The 17,764-nt window shown below is 34.6% G+C and carries 18 protein-coding genes; 4 read left to right on the top strand and 14 right to left on the bottom strand.

What is annotated here, in order from left to right; translation table 11 throughout:
- Nucleotides 1-3 precede the first annotated feature (3 nt).
- The 10 genes from WHC90_RS08325 to WHC90_RS08280 all read right to left on the bottom strand — a co-directional run bounded on the left by WHC90_RS08325 (nt 4) and on the right by WHC90_RS08280 (nt 11,832).
- Nucleotides 4-3,219: an efflux RND transporter permease subunit gene (locus WHC90_RS08325; RefSeq protein ID WP_188598015.1), complete on the bottom strand. Its 3,216-nt coding sequence runs from the start codon at nt 3,217-3,219 to the stop codon at nt 4-6.
- A 140-nt stretch (nt 3,220-3,359) separates the two neighbouring features.
- Complete coding sequence (locus tag WHC90_RS08320; protein ID WP_188598014.1) at nt 3,360-4,439, bottom strand: efflux RND transporter periplasmic adaptor subunit; 1,080 nt, start codon at nt 4,437-4,439, stop codon at nt 3,360-3,362.
- A 43-nt stretch (nt 4,440-4,482) separates the two neighbouring features.
- Nucleotides 4,483-5,793, bottom strand: coding sequence for a TolC family protein (locus WHC90_RS08315; protein WP_188598013.1), 1,311 nt, complete (start codon nt 5,791-5,793; stop codon nt 4,483-4,485).
- A 134-nt stretch (nt 5,794-5,927) separates the two neighbouring features.
- A complete protein-coding gene (locus WHC90_RS08310) occupies nt 5,928-6,056 on the bottom strand; it encodes a hypothetical protein (RefSeq protein WP_262890146.1) in 129 nt (42 codons plus the stop codon).
- A 58-nt stretch (nt 6,057-6,114) separates the two neighbouring features.
- On the bottom strand, nt 6,115-7,572 hold the full coding sequence (locus tag WHC90_RS08305; RefSeq protein ID WP_188598012.1) for an NAD(P)/FAD-dependent oxidoreductase: 1,458 nt from the start codon (nt 7,570-7,572) through the stop codon (nt 6,115-6,117).
- A gap of 79 nt (nt 7,573-7,651) precedes the next feature.
- A complete protein-coding gene (locus WHC90_RS08300; RefSeq protein WP_188598011.1) occupies nt 7,652-7,945 on the bottom strand; it encodes a hypothetical protein in 294 nt (97 codons plus the stop codon).
- Between the two features lie 26 nt (nt 7,946-7,971).
- Nucleotides 7,972-9,048: a cytochrome d ubiquinol oxidase subunit II gene (gene cydB, locus WHC90_RS08295; protein WP_188598010.1), complete on the bottom strand. Its 1,077-nt coding sequence runs from the start codon at nt 9,046-9,048 to the stop codon at nt 7,972-7,974.
- A 2-nt stretch (nt 9,049-9,050) separates the two neighbouring features.
- Nucleotides 9,051-10,382 (bottom strand): cytochrome ubiquinol oxidase subunit I, encoded by a 1,332-nt coding sequence (locus WHC90_RS08290; RefSeq protein WP_188598009.1) that lies wholly within the window; start codon nt 10,380-10,382, stop codon nt 9,051-9,053.
- A gap of 81 nt (nt 10,383-10,463) precedes the next feature.
- Nucleotides 10,464-11,042, bottom strand: coding sequence for a methyltransferase domain-containing protein (locus WHC90_RS08285; protein WP_188598008.1), 579 nt, complete (start codon nt 11,040-11,042; stop codon nt 10,464-10,466).
- Nucleotides 11,043-11,112: 70 nt separating this feature from the next.
- Nucleotides 11,113-11,832, bottom strand: coding sequence for a peroxiredoxin (locus WHC90_RS08280; protein ID WP_188598007.1), 720 nt, complete (start codon nt 11,830-11,832; stop codon nt 11,113-11,115).
- Between the two features lie 182 nt (nt 11,833-12,014).
- Between WHC90_RS08280 and WHC90_RS08275 the strand changes: the two genes are divergently transcribed.
- On the top strand, nt 12,015-13,013 hold the full coding sequence (locus WHC90_RS08275; protein WP_188598006.1) for a metal-dependent hydrolase: 999 nt from the start codon (nt 12,015-12,017) through the stop codon (nt 13,011-13,013).
- A 17-nt stretch (nt 13,014-13,030) separates the two neighbouring features.
- On the opposite strand, the gene WHC90_RS08270 is transcribed toward WHC90_RS08275, so the two are convergent.
- The 4 genes from WHC90_RS08270 to WHC90_RS08255 form a co-directional block, all read right to left on the bottom strand.
- On the bottom strand, nt 13,031-13,168 hold the full coding sequence (locus tag WHC90_RS08270) for a hypothetical protein (RefSeq protein ID WP_188598005.1): 138 nt from the start codon (nt 13,166-13,168) through the stop codon (nt 13,031-13,033).
- Nucleotides 13,169-13,236: 68 nt separating this feature from the next.
- The gene (trxA, locus tag WHC90_RS08265) at nt 13,237-13,536 is read right to left on the bottom strand and encodes a thioredoxin (RefSeq protein WP_188598004.1); all 300 of its coding nucleotides are present in this window, start codon (nt 13,534-13,536) and stop codon (nt 13,237-13,239) included.
- Nucleotides 13,537-13,545: 9 nt separating this feature from the next.
- Nucleotides 13,546-14,502: a c-type heme family protein gene (locus tag WHC90_RS08260; protein ID WP_188598003.1), complete on the bottom strand. Its 957-nt coding sequence runs from the start codon at nt 14,500-14,502 to the stop codon at nt 13,546-13,548.
- 60 nt (nt 14,503-14,562) lie between these two features.
- Nucleotides 14,563-15,195: a Crp/Fnr family transcriptional regulator gene (locus WHC90_RS08255; protein WP_188598002.1), complete on the bottom strand. Its 633-nt coding sequence runs from the start codon at nt 15,193-15,195 to the stop codon at nt 14,563-14,565.
- 111 nt (nt 15,196-15,306) lie between these two features.
- Between WHC90_RS08255 and WHC90_RS08250 the strand changes: the two genes are divergently transcribed.
- From WHC90_RS08250 to WHC90_RS08240, 3 genes are read left to right on the top strand one after another with little or no spacing between them, the layout of a single operon-like run.
- A complete protein-coding gene (locus WHC90_RS08250) occupies nt 15,307-16,503 on the top strand; it encodes a GNAT family N-acetyltransferase (RefSeq protein ID WP_188598001.1) in 1,197 nt (398 codons plus the stop codon).
- 36 nt (nt 16,504-16,539) lie between these two features.
- Nucleotides 16,540-17,412 carry an acyl-CoA thioesterase gene (locus tag WHC90_RS08245; RefSeq protein WP_188598000.1) on the top strand — a complete coding sequence of 291 codons (873 nt, stop codon included), beginning with the start codon at nt 16,540-16,542 and terminating at the stop codon, nt 17,410-17,412.
- Complete coding sequence (locus tag WHC90_RS08240) at nt 17,412-17,762, top strand: SdpI family protein (protein WP_188597999.1); 351 nt, start codon at nt 17,412-17,414, stop codon at nt 17,760-17,762. Before WHC90_RS08245 ends, WHC90_RS08240 begins: the two co-directional genes overlap by 1 nt.
- Nucleotides 17,763-17,764 lie beyond the last annotated feature (2 nt).

Here is a 17,764-nt window from a genome sequence, read left to right as displayed (position 1 = left end):
TTCTTATTTATAATTTTTTTTCTCTATCATATAATACACTAGTGGTACAACCAGTAAAGTAAGCACTGTAGAAACGATGGTTCCACCCATTAATGAAATGGCCAATCCTTGAAATATAGGATCAAATAAGATGACAAATGCTCCTATAACTACCGTTCCTGCGGTTAGTAAAATTGGTGTTGTTCGCACCGCTCCAGCTTCTATCGCCGCTTGTTTTAACGGAATGCCTTCTGCTGTTCTTAGGTTGATAAAATCAATTAATAAAACGGAGTTTCTCACCATTATTCCGGCCAGAGCAATCATCCCTATAAAAGATGTTGCCGTAAAAAAGGCACCCATAAGCCAGTGTCCAATGATGATTCCGATTAATGATAATGGAATAGCAACCATCATTACAATTGGAGCTTTAAAGTTTTGAAACCATCCAACAATCAAAATGTAGATTAAAATAATAGCACCTAAAAAGGCAATTCCTAAATCTCTAAAAACCTCTAAGGTAATTTGCCATTCTCCATCCCACTTTACAGTGTAATTGTCTTCAAATTCTGGCTGACCTAAATACAGTTCGTTTAATTCATATCCTTTTGGAAGCGGAATTTCTTTTAACTTCTTTTCCATACCTAAAATTGCATAGGCCGGACTCTCTAATTCTCCTGCCATATCTGCCAATACATACACCACGCGCTTCTGGTTTTTGCGATAAATACTTTTAGCAACTGTTGTTTCTTGTATTTCTACCACATCGGCAATGGGTACCATGGTTCCTAAGCTTGATTTTATTTTTAACTGAGAAATATCCATGATGGTTGATTTTTCTTTCTCGTCCAAAGACAATACCAAACCGACTTGCTTTACTGAATTTTCATCATACAGCGTGGTTATGGCATTGTTAGATAGAGCCATATTCATGGTGTATGCAATTTGCTGTGGCGCAACCCCATACAACATTGCTTTTTCTCTGTTGATGTTTAATTGATACTCTTTTTGATCAGCTTCTACCATCCAATCTACATCCACAACATCATCGGTATTTCTTAAAATAGTTTGCAATTGGTCAGCTATGGCTATTTGTTGATTGTAATCTGGTCCGTATACCTCTGCAACGATCGTTGACAATACTGGTGGTCCAGGTGGCACCTCAACCAACTTTACATTGGCATTGTATTTTGCTGCTATTTTTTGAATCTCTGGTCGCAATAATTTTGCGATATCATGACTCTGAGCAGTTCGCTCTCCTTTATCAATTAAATTTACCTGAATGTCTGCTGTGTTGCTTCCGCCACGAAGGTCATAATGACGCACCAAACCGTTAAAGGTAATCGGTGCTGAGGTACCAACATAGTTTTGGTAGTTAACCACTTCTGGGCGTGTTGACAAATATTGAGCAATCTCTTGAGTGACCACAGCCGTTCTTTCTAAGGTGGTTCCTTCTGGCATATCAATAACCACTTGAAACTCATTCTTATTGTCAAACGGGAGCATTTTAACAGCAACAGAATTGGTAAAAAACAAGGTCATTGTTGCCATCAATACCAAAAATGTTCCTCCTAAAAACAACCAGCGTTTTTTTCCGTTTTCTAACAACGGACGCTCCAATTTGTTGTAAATCTTATAAATAAAGGTTTCTTCTAAAGGCTTTTCTACCTTTTCTGTCTGACCTTTCCCGCCTACCGTATGGTCAGGTTTATCTTTTTCTCTCAAGAAAATATAACCCAAGTATGGAGTAATCGTTAAGGCTACAAACAATGATAAGATCATCGCAATAGATGCTCCAATAGGCATTGGTGCCATATAAGGCCCCATCAATCCTGATACAAATGCCATTGGCAATACAGAGGCAATTACTGTAAAGGTTGCCAATATGGTTGGGTTACCAACTTCATTAATCGCATACAAGGCAGCTTGTTTAAACGGCAAGCGTTTCATCTTAAAATGCCTGTGCATGTTTTCGGCAATAATAATAGAATCATCCACTACAATTCCCGTAACAAAAACCAAGGCAAATAAAGTAATTCTGTTTAAGGTATAGTCTAACATATAATAACTTAACAGTGTCAGAGCAAAGGTGATTGGTACTGATAAAAATACCACCAAGCCACCTCGCCAGCCCATGGCCAACATCACTACTAAGGTTACGGCAATAATAGAGCCGATAAGGTGTAATAATAATTCAGATACTTTATGAGAAGCGGTTTCTCCGTAATTTCTTGTCACCTCTACATGAACATCATCTGGAATCAAGCTCGTTTTTAAATGAGCTACTTTATCAATAATGAGTTCAGAAATTTTCATTGCATCAGCTCCCTTTCTTTTGGCAACAGAAATGGTTACTGCTGGATATTCTGACCGATAGGTTTGGTTTTTAGCGCTTGCGTTTCCAAAACCTAAACTCACGTAATTTTGTGGGATTTCTGGTCCATCAACAATGGTCGAAATCTGTTTTAAGTAAATAGGTCTGTTTTGTTGCACGCCCACCACTAAGTTTTCTACATCCTTTGCCGTTTGTAAAAATTTACCGGTATTAACTAAAAATTCCGTATCATTTTTATCAAAACTCCCAGAACTCAATTCTGTATTATTGGCTTGAATCATTTGAGACACTGATAAAAAATCAAGGCCGCTTTCTGCCATTTTATCCTTGTCTAAAACAACGCGTAACTGTCTGTTTCTACCTCCAATTTTATGGGTGATAGACACGTCATTTACCTTTTTAATTTCGTTTTCTAATTCTTCTGCAATCTGACCTAGCTGATAATCATCGTAGTTCTCGCTCCACAAGGTTAGCCCCAACATCGGCACATCATCAATCGCTCGTGTTTTTACCAAAGGAAAGGTGACTCCTTTTGGCATTTTATCCATGTGTTTGTTAATTTCATTGTATAATTTTACAAAAGAGCGTTCAATGTCTTCTCCAACGTAAAACTGTACGATTACCATGGCTTTTTCATTCATCGAGGTAGAATACACATACTCAACACCTTTGATGTTTGAAATTAGTTTTTCTAAGGGCTCTACAACTCTAGACTCAACTTCTTCTGGACTCGCGCCTGGATAACCTACAAAAATATCTGCCATAGGCACATCAATTTGAGGCTCTTCTTCACGCGGAATTAAAAATGAACTGTACACGCCAATCACCATAAATACAAGCATCAAAAGTACTGTCAACTTTGATTGTATAAAGATTTTTGCAATTTTCCCTGCGATTCCTTCTTTCATTATATTTTCTTTTTTGGGCGTTTTAACAGGCTATTCGTTTCAATCTTTTTATGTGTTCTCGATACAAATTTGCAAAAGGCAAATTCACTCCAACTGACATAAAAAGGATTTTCACTGCTATCCTTAACGCAATTTTTTAGTTATTGAATTGTAATTTTAACTCCGTTATACAATTTCCCTTCCGAAGAAATGATATAGGATTCTCCAGAATTCAATCCAGACAAAACCTCAATCTCATCTCCAAAATCTCTTCCTAAACGCAACCATCGCAAAACTGCAGTGTTGCTTTGACTCACTGTATACACCCCAGATAATTGTCCATTGGTAACCAACACTTCTTTTGGGATCAGCACCATGTTTGAGGCTGCTTTCCTTTCTATCGGGAACTGTACGTTTGCAAACATGCCAGATAAAATGGCTGTGTTTGTTTTTTCTAATTTAATTTTTACCAAATACTGACCTCCTGTATTTTTTGCAGAAGAACTTAGTTCTGTCACTTTTCCGCTAATAGCTGCATTGATAGATTTTACCAAAACACGTACTTCAGTTCCTTTTTTTATTTCAGAAATTTCTGTTTCTGGAACCATAGCAATCACTTCAAAATCTGCAGGCTTTTCTAAACTAATTAAGAGAACTCCAGGACTAGCCATATCTCCATTTTCAATGTTTTTACTTGTAATTATCCCGCTAAAAGGAGCTGTAATATTGCTATAAGCAAACTGAGCATTCACTTCGTTTTTCATCTGATTTGCAGCTTCCAATCCCGCTTTTGAAATTTGATAATTTGCAGTCATATCATCCATTTCTTTTTGGCTAATACTTTTACTCTCATACAAATTTTGGTAACGCTTATAGTTTTTTTCGGCATTGTTATACACCACTTTTGCCTGTGTAATGCTTGCTGCAACCTGTGCCTTTTTTGCCTCTAAATCTGCATTGTTGATAGACAGTAATAACTGTCCTTTAGCAACTTTATCACCTACATTTACATGTACTTTATCTACATAACCCGTCATTCTGGTTCCTAGATCTGCGCTTTGCGCTGCTTGAATTTTTCCGCTTACCATTAAAAACGGATTGTTGGTATTGGCGGCTACCTTAGCAACTTTTACTGAGATGCTTGGAGCGCTAGCTATTGGATCTTTTTTCTCATCACTGCCACAGCTGGTTAAAAATAATACTGCAAATGCAAAAGCTAAAAAGTGTATGTTTTTTTTCATTTTATTCGGTTTTATATAGGTCGTAGAATGCTGTCGAACTGTTTTATTTTTTAGTTAAAAATTCTAGATATGCTTGAGTATAATTGTATTGAAATAGGGTTTGATAATACGCCAGTTGTTTTTGAGCGTATACCGTTTCTGCTTGCAATAAATCGGTGGTTTTTTCTAAACCTTCTTTAAATCGATTTTTTCTAATTCTCAAAGATTCTTTTGATTGTTTTACAGACAAACTTGTAAGCTCTAACTGATTTTTTGCATCGATGAATTGACGTTTCGCCTTGTTCAATTCTAAATTGCTTTTTGACAGATATTGGGTATACGCTAATTTTGATTGCTCAAAGGCCGCTTTGCTCTTTTGTACTTTTCCAAAACGCTTAGAGCCTTCAAAAATGTTCCAGCTTAATTGTGCTCCCAACACATAGCCATTTGCACTCCCTTGAAATAGCTTGTTGTCATAAATTTCATAACTTCCAAATGCATTTAAGCGAGGTAAAAAAGTCATTTTATCCGCTTTGTTCATCGCCATATAAGCTTCAGAGGCTAATTGCATGGCTTTAATATCTGCTCTATTTTCTGATACATTGACATCCGTTATATTGTTTGCTATAAGCCTTAAATCATCCATCGGCTTATAAATTACATTTGCATCATCATTCATTAAAAAAGACAGATAATTTGAGGCATTTAAAACATTGCTTTTGGCAGTTTGTAGTTGCCCTGTTATTTCGGTAACTCGTATTTTAATATTTAAAATATCCGCCTGTTGTAAATAGCCTTGTTCAAAATTATTTACGGCAAGTTTTTCATTTTCTTTTGCTGTTTCTAACGCACTTTCCATCACCTCAACAGCTTTGTATGCCAACTGTAATTGCATGTATGCTTTTTCTACCTCTAGAGCTAAATAATCTGCAGTTCGTTGACCTTGTAAAGAAGTTGCTTCCATTTTAGATTTCGCAGCTTTTCGCTGATAAACCCCATCAAGATTAATTAAGGGTTGCTGAATCTCTAGTTTGGTACCAAAATTTTGTGTTTGTGAAGGATTGTTTAACAAAGCTGGGTTAAAATCTGCTGCCGTTAAAATCTCCTGATTTAATTTAGAGCCAAAAGCCATTAAAGGATTTGTAGTTGATATACCTGTGTAACTTGCTGTAATGGTTGGTAAAAAAATAGCAGAAGTTTGAAGGTAGTCAGCTTTTGATTGGTTAAATTCTTGTTCAGATATTTTTAAGCTTAAGTTCTTTTCTAGAATGCTATTTAGCACTTCTTTTTTAGTGATTGAAACTGTTTCTTGTCCGTTTACATGAAACTGAACAGTTGCAAAAACAATGAATAATAAAAAAATTCTTCTAGGCATAGGTATTTCTATTTAATACTACAAAAATAAGCGCTTTTTAAAGATAGTTTGGTAACATTAGTTACCTAAAAAAAGGGAGTTTATAATTCCTTATAAACTCCCTTTTCTGAACTAATTAAAAAACTAACTATTAATTATCTGGTTCCTCCATGGCCTCCAGCCACAACAACCATTATTTTTATACTCAAATAAAGAAACATAAAAAACTGTATGATTGGGTTCATCATTTTAAAACGTTGATATTTTGAAATACGATCTGTCATTGTCTTAATTATTTTAATTTTTACTCCTTTAAACTATGAATGCCAATTTGTGTTTGTTTTACTCCGGAATCAACCACCAAAATGGTCTCATTTTAGCCTTGTAAATAAAGGCATAATGCAATGCTAATTTTAACCAGTGTCCTGCAAGTCCAATTTCTCCAAAAGTTTTTCCTAATTGTCTTCCTTGTGTTTTTGGATATTTATTATAATCTGGAACGATAGGATAGGTGGTAATACTCACACCGCTTCCGGAGAGAAGTCCATAACCCGCTGAAGCAATACAAGCAGCCCCCATGTTGCCCATAGAACCTTTGTGGTTTAAAGACTCCTTTCCGTTTTTAATGCTGTCTACAATATTATCTGCTACAATTTTAGCCGTAATTCCAGACGGCATCCCTGTTCTAGGTGGAGCCGGTGTAATGTCTGTGCCGTTTTTACTTTTTCTAGGTTTAGAAATAGAATGAGGAGGTGCAAATGCAATTCCTGGTGCAAAAATATTTTTATAGGAAGGATTTTGATAAGTTTCTGGCCAATCTTGCACAGACCACTCTTCATAAGGTCTTGGCGTATAGTCAGCATCGACAATCATAAAACCCTTAAATAATTTCTCTGTAATATCTTGATCGTTTTTGTCAAATGCTTTAAAACCATGACCCGAAAAAGAAGGAATCAGCATAGCAAAATCATAGGTTTCTGTTTTAAATTCACCTTCCAAATTTTCATAATGCGCAATTCCATTTTCAATTTTATGAACACCAGCTCCAAGGATCCAATTGATCCCTCTATCTTCAAAAATCATTTCAATCATTTCATGTGATTTCATCGATAGGCTACCATAACTCATCAGCATACCATCCATCCCAAAATCTCCTAGTTGGTATTCGTTAGAAATCCAAGTAATCTCTGCCATATCACGTACTTTGTGTTTCCGTAATTCTTGCTCTACATTTAAAATATATTCAAAAGCAGCTCCCTGGCAAGTAGATTTTGCATGTCCGGTTCCTATAAGAATTTTGGCCTTTTTACCTTGTTTCATCTCTTGGATTAGCGCCTTTAAATTATCCCAAGCATGTTCTGCATGGGTATAAGTACATACCGAATATGCCTTATTAGTTCCGGGAATTAATCCTTCAGTAGCTTCAAAATTTAATTTAGGGCCTGTTCCGTTAATCAAATAATCGTAGGTAACTTTTTCTTGTTGTCCCTTGTTTTCTCCAGCAACATACTCAACTAAAACATAAGGTTTGTTCTCTTTGGTATCGCCTTCTGGGTGGAAAGTCATTGCTTTTGCTTGTTTAAAACCAATTTTTTTCTTTTTGTATAATGGCTCTAGCGGAAAGAGAATCTGTTTTGACTTCATCCGACCAATTCCTACCCAAATATTAGATGGAATCCACTGATAATTACTATTTGGTGAAACCACCACAACTTCGTGTTCTTTAGAAAGTTTTCTCCGTAAATGTGATGCAGCAACATGTCCTGAAATACCAGCACCTAAAACAACAATTTTAGCCATTATTTTAAATTTTTGTTTAAAGTTAACTAGAAAAACACTAACTGTCAGTAACTTATGTTACACAAGAACCAAAGCAAGGTCATTGAATTTTGTTTACAAGCCATTTTACAAAACAAAGACCGATGGCGCCTCCCAAAAATGAGACAAGCAGGTTTGTTGTAAATAATAAACTATGTATTTCACCTGTAATCATGATGCTTCGTGGATCAAAACCAAATCTTCCAAAAGATTTAATAAAAAATATACTTCCAAAAATTCCAGTTATTGTATTTCCTGTAAAGCCAAGAGAGTACTTTTTATATCCAAAACCCATGAGGTTTGCACCTAGGATTCCTATAAAAATACTTATCATAGAAATTAAGGTATCTGTCATGCTGCTATACTTTTTGTACTTATCGTTTAATGATCTCCATAACCCACATCATCCATTTTTCCCTTAAACACTTTATATTGAATCACCATATAAGCCGCAACCAATACTATAGCAATTGCAAACCAATACACACCAATAGACAAGCCATACTCATCTGCTGCAACATTGTAAATAGTTAAATCTGGGTTAATCGTATTGGTAGATGGTAAAACTTTTGGAAAAATAGAGGCAACTGTTGATGTCAATCCTCCAAATAAAAACAAGGATGAAAATAAAAAACCAAAACCGTGTTTTGTAAATGATTGTACTTTAAACAAACCGAAAATTCCAATAAAAGTAATTAAAGGAAAGATCCACATCCATGGGTATTCTATAAAATTATGAAATGGTTTTGGCTCAATAATATGCCATACCAATAAGGACACAATAACTAGCGCAAGTAGTACAAAGTTAAGGCGAAAGACCACTTTTTTAAGTTTTGAATTTAAATCAGAATTGGTTTTAAAAACTATCCAATTAGCTCCGTGAATAGTCAATGAAACAACTCCAATAATACCCAATAGTAAGGTAAACCAATCGATAACACCTAATTGTTCTGCCTCTGGGCTAAATGTTGAGTTCCAAAGAGGTAAAAAGAAGTAATGCGCTTCATGAGTTGAAACTCCGTTAACCACACCTCCTAAATTGACACCTCTTACCACGTTTCCTAAAGCCACTCCAAAAAACAGCGCTAAAAGTAAACTGGAAATACCAAAGGCTTTGTCCCAAATAGCCTCCCACATATTGTTTTTAATTTGTCCTCGTAACTCCAAGCCAATTGCTCTAAAAATAAGCAGCCATAAAATCATAATTAAGGGCAAATAAAAACCGCTAAACGAAGAAGCATATAAGGTTGGAAACGCAAAAAATAATACACCTCCAGAAGCAATTAACCATACTTCATTAGCATCCCAAAAAGGACCTATGGAGTTTGTAATTGCCTTCTTATCTTTTTCTGTTTTTGCAAAAAACAAATGAATAATACCTGCACCAAAATCATAACCATCTAAAATTACATAAACAGCTAACATTGTCATTAAAACGATATACCAAAATAGTTCCATAATTAATGTTTTTCAGGTTCTGGCCCTTTGTTAATAATCTTTCCTGCTAACATTACAAATAGCAAGCCCAACAATAGATATAAACCAATAAAACCAAGTAAAGTAAATAAGGTGTTCCCAGAAGATACTGTTGGTGAAGCTCCATCAGCTGTGCGTAATAAATTATATACCAACCAAGGTTGTCTTCCAAGTTCTGCGGTGTACCAACCTGTAGTGTTCGCTATATAAGGAAATGGCAACATAAACATAAGTACCCATAAAATCCATTTGGTTTTATAAAGTTTTCTTCTAAAAAGCTGTACCGCCGCAAGGAGCATAAGTCCAATAAAAATGGTACCCAAACCAACCATGATATGATAGGCGTAGTACAAGCCTGGAACATTTGTAGGATGAACACTTTCATCAAACTCGTTTAAGCCTTTTATCTGTTTGTCCCATTCTTGATAGGTTAAAAAACTCAAAATATTAGGTACAGCTATTTTATTATCTAGCTTTTTCTCTTGCATATTGGGCTGACCAATAAGTACAATTTCTGAACCCCCTACTTCTGTTTCAAAAATTCCTTCCATCGCAGCAAAGGTCACTGGTTGATGTTCTGCTACATTTTTGGCGGCCCAATCTCCTGTTGGAAAAGCAACTAAAACACTAGATACCAAACCAAAAATTACGCCTGTTTTAACAAAGAGTTTTCCAAACTCACTGTGTTTATTATTTAAGATATAAAAGGCACCGATGGCAGCAACAACAAATGAAGAGGTAATAACAGACCCCATTTGATTGTGTAAGTAAGAAGGCAAAAGCCACGGATTGGAAAACAAAGCAGCAAAATTGTTAAGTACAAATTTGCCGTTTTCTAAAATTTCATAACCAACTGGATATTGCATCCATGAGTGTGTGGCAATGATAAGGTATCCACTAGCCCAAGAACCTAGAAAAACCAAAAAACCAGTGACAAAGTGTAATTTATGTCCAAGCAATTTTTCTCCAAATAGAAAAAGCCCTAAAAAGGAAGATTCTAAAAAGAAGGAAAACATGCCCTCCATAGCTAATGTTTGACCAATAATACCTCCTGTTAATTCTGAAAATTTGGCCCAATTGGTTCCAAATTGAAATTCCATTGGGATACCCGTTACAACGCCCATCGCAAAATTTAAAGCAAAGATTTTCATCCAGAATTTTGCTGCATCGTTGTATTTATAAATTTTTGTTCTTAGAAATTTCCACTTAAAATAGACAATCATTAAAGAGAGCCCCATGGTAAGTTGTGGAAATAAGTAGTGGAAAGTGATCGTAAATGCAAACTGCATTCGATCGTAAAAAAGCATGTCTTCCATCTCTTAGTTTTAGTTTTGATGTTTACTTCTATTTACACCCTTAAAGATACTGATTTACAAGATTAAATCTCAGATATTTAGCTACTTTTTAGCGATAAAAAAAAGTTCCATTCCATCCCTACTCTTAATAGAGTTGTAACAGTTTTTCATTGTAAGAATATCAAAATTCGGTGTAAAATAATTAAGATATTCTTCTTTTGAACCTCCAAAAGGCGGGTGATCTTCATTTAATTTCGCGTCAAAAAGCAAGCCTACCAATTTTCCGTTTTCACTTAGTAATTCTTTCATTTTTAGGGCATAATTGGTTCTTAAATTAGGAGCTATAGCACAAAAAAATGTTTGCTCTACTATTAAGTCAAATTGAGGCTCTAAGTCGAAAAAATTTGCGTGAATTAATTGTTCTGAAGGGAAATCAGGAACTCTTTTTTTTATGTTTTCTAAAGGGATTTTTGAAATATCAACTACAAAAACATTTTTAAAGCCTTTGTTTAAAAGATAGGCTGCTTCATACGAGTTTCCTCCACCGGGAATTAATATTTTTAAATCCTTGTTTGTTAATTGATCGATATAAGCTTTTAGGGGCGGAGAAACTTCTCCCAAATCCCAACCTGTTTTAGCCGTTTTGTATTTATTCTCCCAAAAGGATTCGTTTAAAAGCATGCTGATTTTATCTTTGAGTATTGTAAAAAAGAGAGCTTCTCGCAAGAAGCCCCCTTATACCTTTTTAAAATTAATCTTTTTTCAAAATTTCATTCAAGACCAAATCTTTGTCTAATTTTTTAGTACAGAAAAACCAATCTTCACATTCCAAATCATCGGTTCCTGTCATTCTTTCTTCTGCCACACCACAAGATCCCGCTGGAGACACAATAACATCGTCACCCGGATTCCAATCAGCTGGAGTTGCAACATTAAATTTATCAGAAGTTTGCATCGCTATTAGCGCTCTATACAATTCATCAAAATTACGTCCTAAACTTAAAGGGTAATAAATGATTGCGCGAACAGTTCCTTCTGGATCTACAAAAAATACAGCTCTCACTGCTTGCGTTTTGCTTTCACCCGGTTGAATCATTCCATATTTTTTGGCAACATTCATAGAGATGTCCTCTATCAAAGGAAACTTAACTTCAACGTTTTTCATTCCGTTAAATTTAATTTTATCCTTAATGGTTCTCAACCATGCAATATGACTATAAAGCCCATCAATAGACAGCCCTATAAGATTACAATTGGCCTTTTTAAATTTTTCTTCTAAATGAGCAAAAGTCATAAATTCTGAAGTACAAACAGGAGTAAAATCTGCTGGATGACTAAATAAAATTGACCATTCGCCTTTGTAATCTGATGGAAAATTAATTTCTCCTTGCGTAGTTGTCGCTGTAAATTCTGGTGCTTTATCACCAATTCTTGGCATTGTAAATACTTCTTGAGTTTCTGTTGTTTCCATTTTTTATAGTTTTAATTAATTCTTCTACTATTTACTATAAAGGTAGCTTATAGATTTAAAACGCATTGTAACTAAAGTTACATAATATGTACTTTTGAATATGCTTTATTTTTATATACTTTATTAAAAAAGTAGCTGTTAAACTCAAAGTTTCCACCAAAAAAGAAACTATTTTTGCAAGAATGGATTCATTAACACAAATTGTTTTAGGCGCCGCTATTGGAGAAGTCGTTCTGGGGAAGAAAGTAGGTAATAAAGCCATGCTGTATGGTGCTATTGGGGGTACAATTCCAGATTTAGATATCTTTTCTTCCTATTTTACAGATACTGTTACTGCGCTTAAAATACATAGAGGTTTTACACATTCTATCTTTTTTTCTGTGCTATTTGCTCCTCTTTTGGGTTGGCTTGTTTCTAAATACGAATCCTATAAAAATGTAAAAGATTGGTCTTGGTTGTTTTTTTGGGCCTTGGTTACTCATCCTATACTAGATGCACACACTACCTGGGGAACCCAATTATTTTGGCCATTGGATATGAGGCTTGCCTTTAAAACCATCTTTGTTATAGATCCTCTTTACACGCTCCCTTTTTTGGTGTTTTTACTCTTAGCATTATTTCAAAAACGCGCGACGCCAAAAAGACGTTTTTACAACAATATGGGGTTACTTTTAAGCAGTACTTATCTTTTGTTCACCTTTGCCTTAAAAGCAATCTCATACAATCAATTTGAAAAAGCATTAACAGAACAACAGATAGTTTATACTAATATTGAAACAAAACCATCTCCATTTAATACCCTATTATGGTCTGCTAATGTGGCCACTAAAGATGAGTATTTAATTGGGTATTATTCCTTTTTTGATGAGCGTGCAATCTCTTTTGAAAGTTATCCAAAAAACCATGAGCTTTTAGGAGATTTAATTCATCAAGAGAAGGTACAGCAAATGATCCAAATCTCAAAAGGATGGTATACTATTGTTAAAAAGGGTGATAAACTATTTTACAATGATCTGCGTTTTGGTTTGCTAAGTTTGGATGCAAAGGCAGAAAATTTTGTATTTCAATATGAGATTAAAACCGATACTTTTGGAAAGGTTTCATTTATAGAAACAGCAAAAAAACCTGAAGACGCAAAACAACTCTTACAGGATCTTTGGGTTCGAATTATAGGTAAATAACAGTAGGTTTTTGACTGCTATTTTTCTTCTTTTTTCTTATCGGTAGACATTAACAGAATGACTGCTGCAACAAGACCAACACAGACAACAGCGAAAACTCCAATTAAAATTGTTCCGTTTGTCCAAGAAACTAAAGGGAATGATGAATTAAACATGGCTAATTAATTTTATGCTTCAAATTTCTTATAAATATATCATATAAAACATGATTTGTATCATGTTTTTATTTTTGATGACGCTGTACTAGCTGTATCAGTTCATTTTTTTGAAGCACCCCAGACTGTCTCCAAAGTTGTTTTCCGTTCTTAAATAAAACGAAAGTAGGCACACCTCTTACTTGATATTGGGCAGCTAGTTGTTGATTGTTATCTACATTAATTTTAATAATAGACACTGCATCACCTAATGCTGCTTTCACTTCTTTTAAAATTGGGCTCATCATTTTACAGGGCCCACACCATTCAGCAAAAAAATCTACTAAAACGGGTTTGTCTTGATTAATTAATTCTGAAAACTTACTCATGCCTGACATTTATTGATTAAACGAAATACTCCAAATTCCTCTAACTTCATTGATATTATACCCTATTGCTTTGTCATTTGGATATAATTTTTTTAGAGCTGCTAAGGTGTTTTTTTGAATATTACTGTTTGGTTTACCATGACATTGTAAACAACTTGCATTGGTTTTTATAGGATAATAAAAACTTACGATTCCGTTGTTTTCTACAAGGATGGGCTCGGACTCTTTATTTTTTAAAGCATCCTTTTTAAAAATTTCTATATATTCTTTTTCTTTAAAACTTGCCAAATTAGCAAGGTTACGTGGCTTGTCTGAAACTCGCTTTATAATTGCATTATGTTGTACCGCCATGCTATCGGTTAAAGGGTAGGCCTGTTCATTACAAAACCTTAAAGCTGCAACTGTTCCTTCTTTTTGAATGGTAGCCATTAAATTTTTTCCAAGTACTGCTTGAGTACTTAATGCATAAGCGAGGCCCTTTTCTTTGTTTGAGATTGATGGTTTGTCTGTTGGTGCAACTTTTTTATCTTGATTAATAGAACTTTGAGGATGATTAATTTTATTATCAAAAATATAATCAACAATTAAATCTATCGTTTCTTTTGGAAATGGCGTCTTAGGCATTAGTCCAAATTTTTTAATTGCTCCACGCATTTTTGAATTTTCTTCTGTTGGATTTGCTATCCAGTTTTGAACCGCTTTTCTAAATTCGGCTTTGGTTGTTTTAGAAGAAATATAGTGATTTTTAACAGCAAACATCGGTGGGGCAATTCTATTTTCTGAAGTTGCATTTGGGCTATGACATACATAGCAATTGACTTCCATCAATTTTTTACCTGGGTGTTCTTTTGCTGTGGTGTTTTTTTCTTTTGTTGAGTCTTTAGTCGGCTTAGAGTAATCTGTCTTTTCTGACGTTTGGCAACTCAGAAGTAAAAACACGGTAATAAGGGTGTAAAAAATTCTCATTTTTGTTGTAAAGTTAAGAATGAATTACAACCTATAATGTAACAGATGTTACACAGTGCCTTATAGTTTTAAAACCTGTATTTGATTTCTTTGTAGCATAATTTCTCCTTTAATTTCTAGTGCTTTTAGCAAGCGAGAAACCACCACTCTAGAAGTGTGTAGGTCTAAAGCAATCTGATTATGAGTTACCTGAATCGTTTCATTTTTATTGGCAATTGCCTTGTCTTTTAGATATTTTAGAATCCGCTCATCCATGTTTAAAAAAGCAATGGTATCAATGGCCTCTAGCAATTCTTTCATACGCTCATGGTAACTTTGCAAAACAAAACTTTGCCAAGAGTGGTACTTTTGCATCCAAGACCCTACCTTCTCTATAGGAATCATAATCAATTGGGCTTTGGTCTCTGCAATGGCTCTAATCTCACTCTTCTTTTTACCCAGACAACAGGTAATGGTCATTGCACAGGTATCGCCCTGCTCAATAAAATACAAAACCAATTCATCGCCTTGCTCGTCCTCGCGAAGAATCTTAATTGCACCGTGTAAAATTAGAGGCATATATTCTATATAAGTACCTATATCAATAAGTTCTTCACCTGCTTCAGCCTCTTTAAAAATGCCAAACTGCTCAATCTCATTTAACAAATCCTCTTCAAAAAGATGTTCAAAATTTTGCTTAAAGTCTAAATTCATGTCTCTAATTTAAAGGATTAAAAATACAACAAAAATAACAGGCTGTTTTAAATAGTTTTCTTTTTGTAATTTCACCAAACAAACCTATCTATTGATTGATAGAATTGATCTATGCGTTTTAAAAACACTTCAAACATCTTATTTTTTTGTGCAGTTCAAGAAATACCTCAGCGTATTTGGGCAGCATTAGATTGTTTGGATAATTTATATTTTAATCCACAATATCTAGAGGCTTTAGAAAAAAACAATCCTCAAATTCAATTTTTTTACATCGTTTTACTCACAGATAAAGGCCAACCCACTGCTTTTGCAAGTTTGCAATTAATTGATGTTCCTATGGATTCTTTAGAAGAGTCTTTAAATAAAAACAAAGTGTTTTATCAGTTTAAATGTTTGGGTAGAAAATTGGGTGTTTTTCCAAAAATGACTCCGTTTAAAGTGCTTATTTGTGGAAACTCTTTTGTGAGCGGAGAACATGGAATTTATATCCGTCCAGAGAAAAACAAACAAGACGCTATCAAAGAAATAGCAAAGGCCATGCTTCGATTGGTTAATTCTGATGAAAAGCTTAAGAAGGATATTTCACTTTTTTTAATGAAAGATTTTATCAAAGAGTCTCTTGTTATCTCTGATGAATTGTATGAGCTAAACTATTATTCGTTTAATGTGGAGCCAAATATGGTCTTCTATATAGACCCTAATTGGCATAGTTTTGATGACTATTTAAAAGCGATGAAAACAAAATTTAGGGTAAAAGCAAAACGCGCACTTCAGATTAGTGCTGGCTTAACCCTAAAAAAAGAAAGCATAGAGACCATAGAAAAAAAGTTGCCTCAGATAACAGCCCTTTACCAAAAAGTAGCGAGCAAAGCTCAATTTAACTTCGGTGAATTTAATATCGAAACCTATGTTAGCTTGCTAAAAAACCTGCCTAAAAATTATTTTTTATACACCTATTGGCTCGATGATACGATGGTTGGGTTTATGTCTGGAATGCTCAATAAAAATAGTTTAGATGCGCATTTTGTCGGTATTGATTATTCTAAAAACAGAGCGTTGGGTATTTATCAACGGATGCTTTATGATTATATTTCTATGGGTATTTCTCATCAAGTAGAAAGCATTCATTTTGGGAGAACCGCTAGCGAAATTAAAAGTTCTATTGGGGCAGTACCTCAAGAATTAACCTGCTATATCCGACATAAAAAATCGTTGACCAACCACTTCTTAAAACCTTTTTTAAAACACATAGAACCCACAGTCTTTCAACAGAAATTTCCTTTTAAAACGGTAGCCTCTAAAAACTAAACAGAGTATCTTTGTAATTCTAAAAGATCAAATCTTATGACTGGAATCGATGATTTACTATCCATGTTAGATGTAGACAAGACCAATGAAAATGAATTTACGGGTTTAAGTATTACCATAGGAAGTCCTAATGTTTTTGGAGGTCAAGTTTTGGCTCAATCCATTAATGCTGCCTATAAAAGCATCAAAAACAACAGAGTGTTGCATTCTTTACATGCTTATTTTTTAGAGCCAGGCCATCTAGAAATCCCTATCGTTTATAAGGTTACAGAAATGAGAAATGGAGGGAGTTTTTCTACCCGACGTGTGACTGCTTTGCAAAATGATAAGACCATCTTTATTTTAGCTGCTTCTTTTCATAAAGAAGAAGAGGGCTTTGAGCATCAAATGGATTTAAAAACTGCTGTAAAACAACCCGAAGAGCTACTGAGCTGGGAGGATATGCTAGAGCAAATGGGTGATTTTTTACCAGGAAAATTAAAAGCTTTTTTAGAAATAGAAAGACCCATCGATTTTAAACCCACAATGATTGTAAACCCTTTAGACAAAGAAGATTTACCTCCTTTAAATCAGGTATGGTTTCGTGTAAAAGGTGATGCTAAAGAGCTAGATCTAAGCACCAAGCAAGAAATTTTAACCTATATTTCTGATTATAATATTTTAAACGCTACACTATATCCAAACGGCAGCAAAGCTAATTTTGGCAATATGCAAATGGCAAGTTTAGACCATTCTATGTGGTTTTTTAGAGACTTTGACCTAAGTGATTGGCTTTTGTACGATATGGATTCTCCCAACTCTTTTGGAGCTAGAGGCTTTGCCAGAGGACATATTTATACCCGAGAAGGAAAATTGGTAGCCTCTGTTGCACAAGAGGGTTTAATGAGACCTATAAAAAAGAACCGCTAATGAATCCTTATATATATGTACTTTCTGTAAACGGGCTTCTCCTTTTCTTTAGCCTGTTATTTTATTTTTTTCCTCCAACAAAAATCAATGGATTGTACGGGTACCGTACAAATAAATCCATGCAAAATGAAGATATTTGGAATTTTGCCAATCAGTTTTTTAATAAGACCTTGTTAATATATACAGCTATTGCTTTGGTAGCTGCTTTGCTGTTTGTTTTTGTAACGAACGTAGAAATTACTTGGCAACCTATGGTTCTTATGTTGCTTAGTTTAGCTGTTTCTGTCATTAAAACAGAACAAGCACTCTCGCAAAATTTTGACGATGAGGGCAAAAGAAAAAAACAATAGTT

The sequence above is a fragment of the Polaribacter pacificus genome (assembly GCF_038024035.1).
Classification (GTDB): Bacteria; Bacteroidota; Bacteroidia; order Flavobacteriales; family Flavobacteriaceae; genus Polaribacter; species Polaribacter pacificus.
The sequence above is the reverse complement of the archived record's forward strand: the minus strand, read 5'-3'. Positions and strand labels throughout refer to the sequence as shown.

Excerpts from the sequence above, each read along its gene's own strand:
- WHC90_RS08250 (WP_188598001.1), top strand. The coding sequence starts at position 15,307 with ATGCGTTTTAAAAACACTTCAAACATCTTATTTTTTTGTGCAGTTCAA.
- WHC90_RS08275 (WP_188598006.1), top strand. The coding sequence starts at position 12,015 with ATGGATTCATTAACACAAATTGTTTTAGGCGCCGCTATTGGAGAAGTC.
- WHC90_RS08280 (WP_188598007.1), bottom strand. The coding sequence starts at position 11,832 with ATGGAAACAACAGAAACTCAAGAAGTATTTACAATGCCAAGAATTGGT.
- WHC90_RS08325 (WP_188598015.1), bottom strand. The coding sequence starts at position 3,219 with ATGAAAGAAGGAATCGCAGGGAAAATTGCAAAAATCTTTATACAATCA.
- WHC90_RS08320 (WP_188598014.1), bottom strand. The coding sequence starts at position 4,439 with ATGAAAAAAAACATACACTTTTTAGCTTTTGCATTTGCAGTATTATTT.
- WHC90_RS08270 (WP_188598005.1), bottom strand. The coding sequence starts at position 13,168 with ATGTTTAATTCATCATTCCCTTTAGTTTCTTGGACAAACGGAACAATT.
- WHC90_RS08300 (WP_188598011.1), bottom strand. The coding sequence starts at position 7,945 with ATGACAGATACCTTAATTTCTATGATAAGTATTTTTATAGGAATCCTA.
- WHC90_RS08305 (WP_188598012.1), bottom strand. The coding sequence starts at position 7,572 with ATGGCTAAAATTGTTGTTTTAGGTGCTGGTATTTCAGGACATGTTGCT.
- WHC90_RS08315 (WP_188598013.1), bottom strand. The coding sequence starts at position 5,793 with ATGCCTAGAAGAATTTTTTTATTATTCATTGTTTTTGCAACTGTTCAG.
- WHC90_RS08310 (WP_262890146.1), bottom strand. The coding sequence starts at position 6,056 with ATGACAGATCGTATTTCAAAATATCAACGTTTTAAAATGATGAACCCA.
- WHC90_RS08260 (WP_188598003.1), bottom strand. The coding sequence starts at position 14,502 with ATGAGAATTTTTTACACCCTTATTACCGTGTTTTTACTTCTGAGTTGC.
- WHC90_RS08290 (WP_188598009.1), bottom strand. The coding sequence starts at position 10,382 with ATGGAAGACATGCTTTTTTACGATCGAATGCAGTTTGCATTTACGATC.
- WHC90_RS08255 (WP_188598002.1), bottom strand. The coding sequence starts at position 15,195 with ATGAATTTAGACTTTAAGCAAAATTTTGAACATCTTTTTGAAGAGGAT.
- WHC90_RS08245 (WP_188598000.1), top strand. The coding sequence starts at position 16,540 with ATGACTGGAATCGATGATTTACTATCCATGTTAGATGTAGACAAGACC.
- WHC90_RS08240 (WP_188597999.1), top strand. The coding sequence starts at position 17,412 with ATGAATCCTTATATATATGTACTTTCTGTAAACGGGCTTCTCCTTTTC.
- cydB (WP_188598010.1), bottom strand. The coding sequence starts at position 9,048 with ATGGAACTATTTTGGTATATCGTTTTAATGACAATGTTAGCTGTTTAT.
- WHC90_RS08285 (WP_188598008.1), bottom strand. The coding sequence starts at position 11,042 with ATGCTTTTAAACGAATCCTTTTGGGAGAATAAATACAAAACGGCTAAA.
- trxA (WP_188598004.1), bottom strand. The coding sequence starts at position 13,536 with ATGAGTAAGTTTTCAGAATTAATTAATCAAGACAAACCCGTTTTAGTA.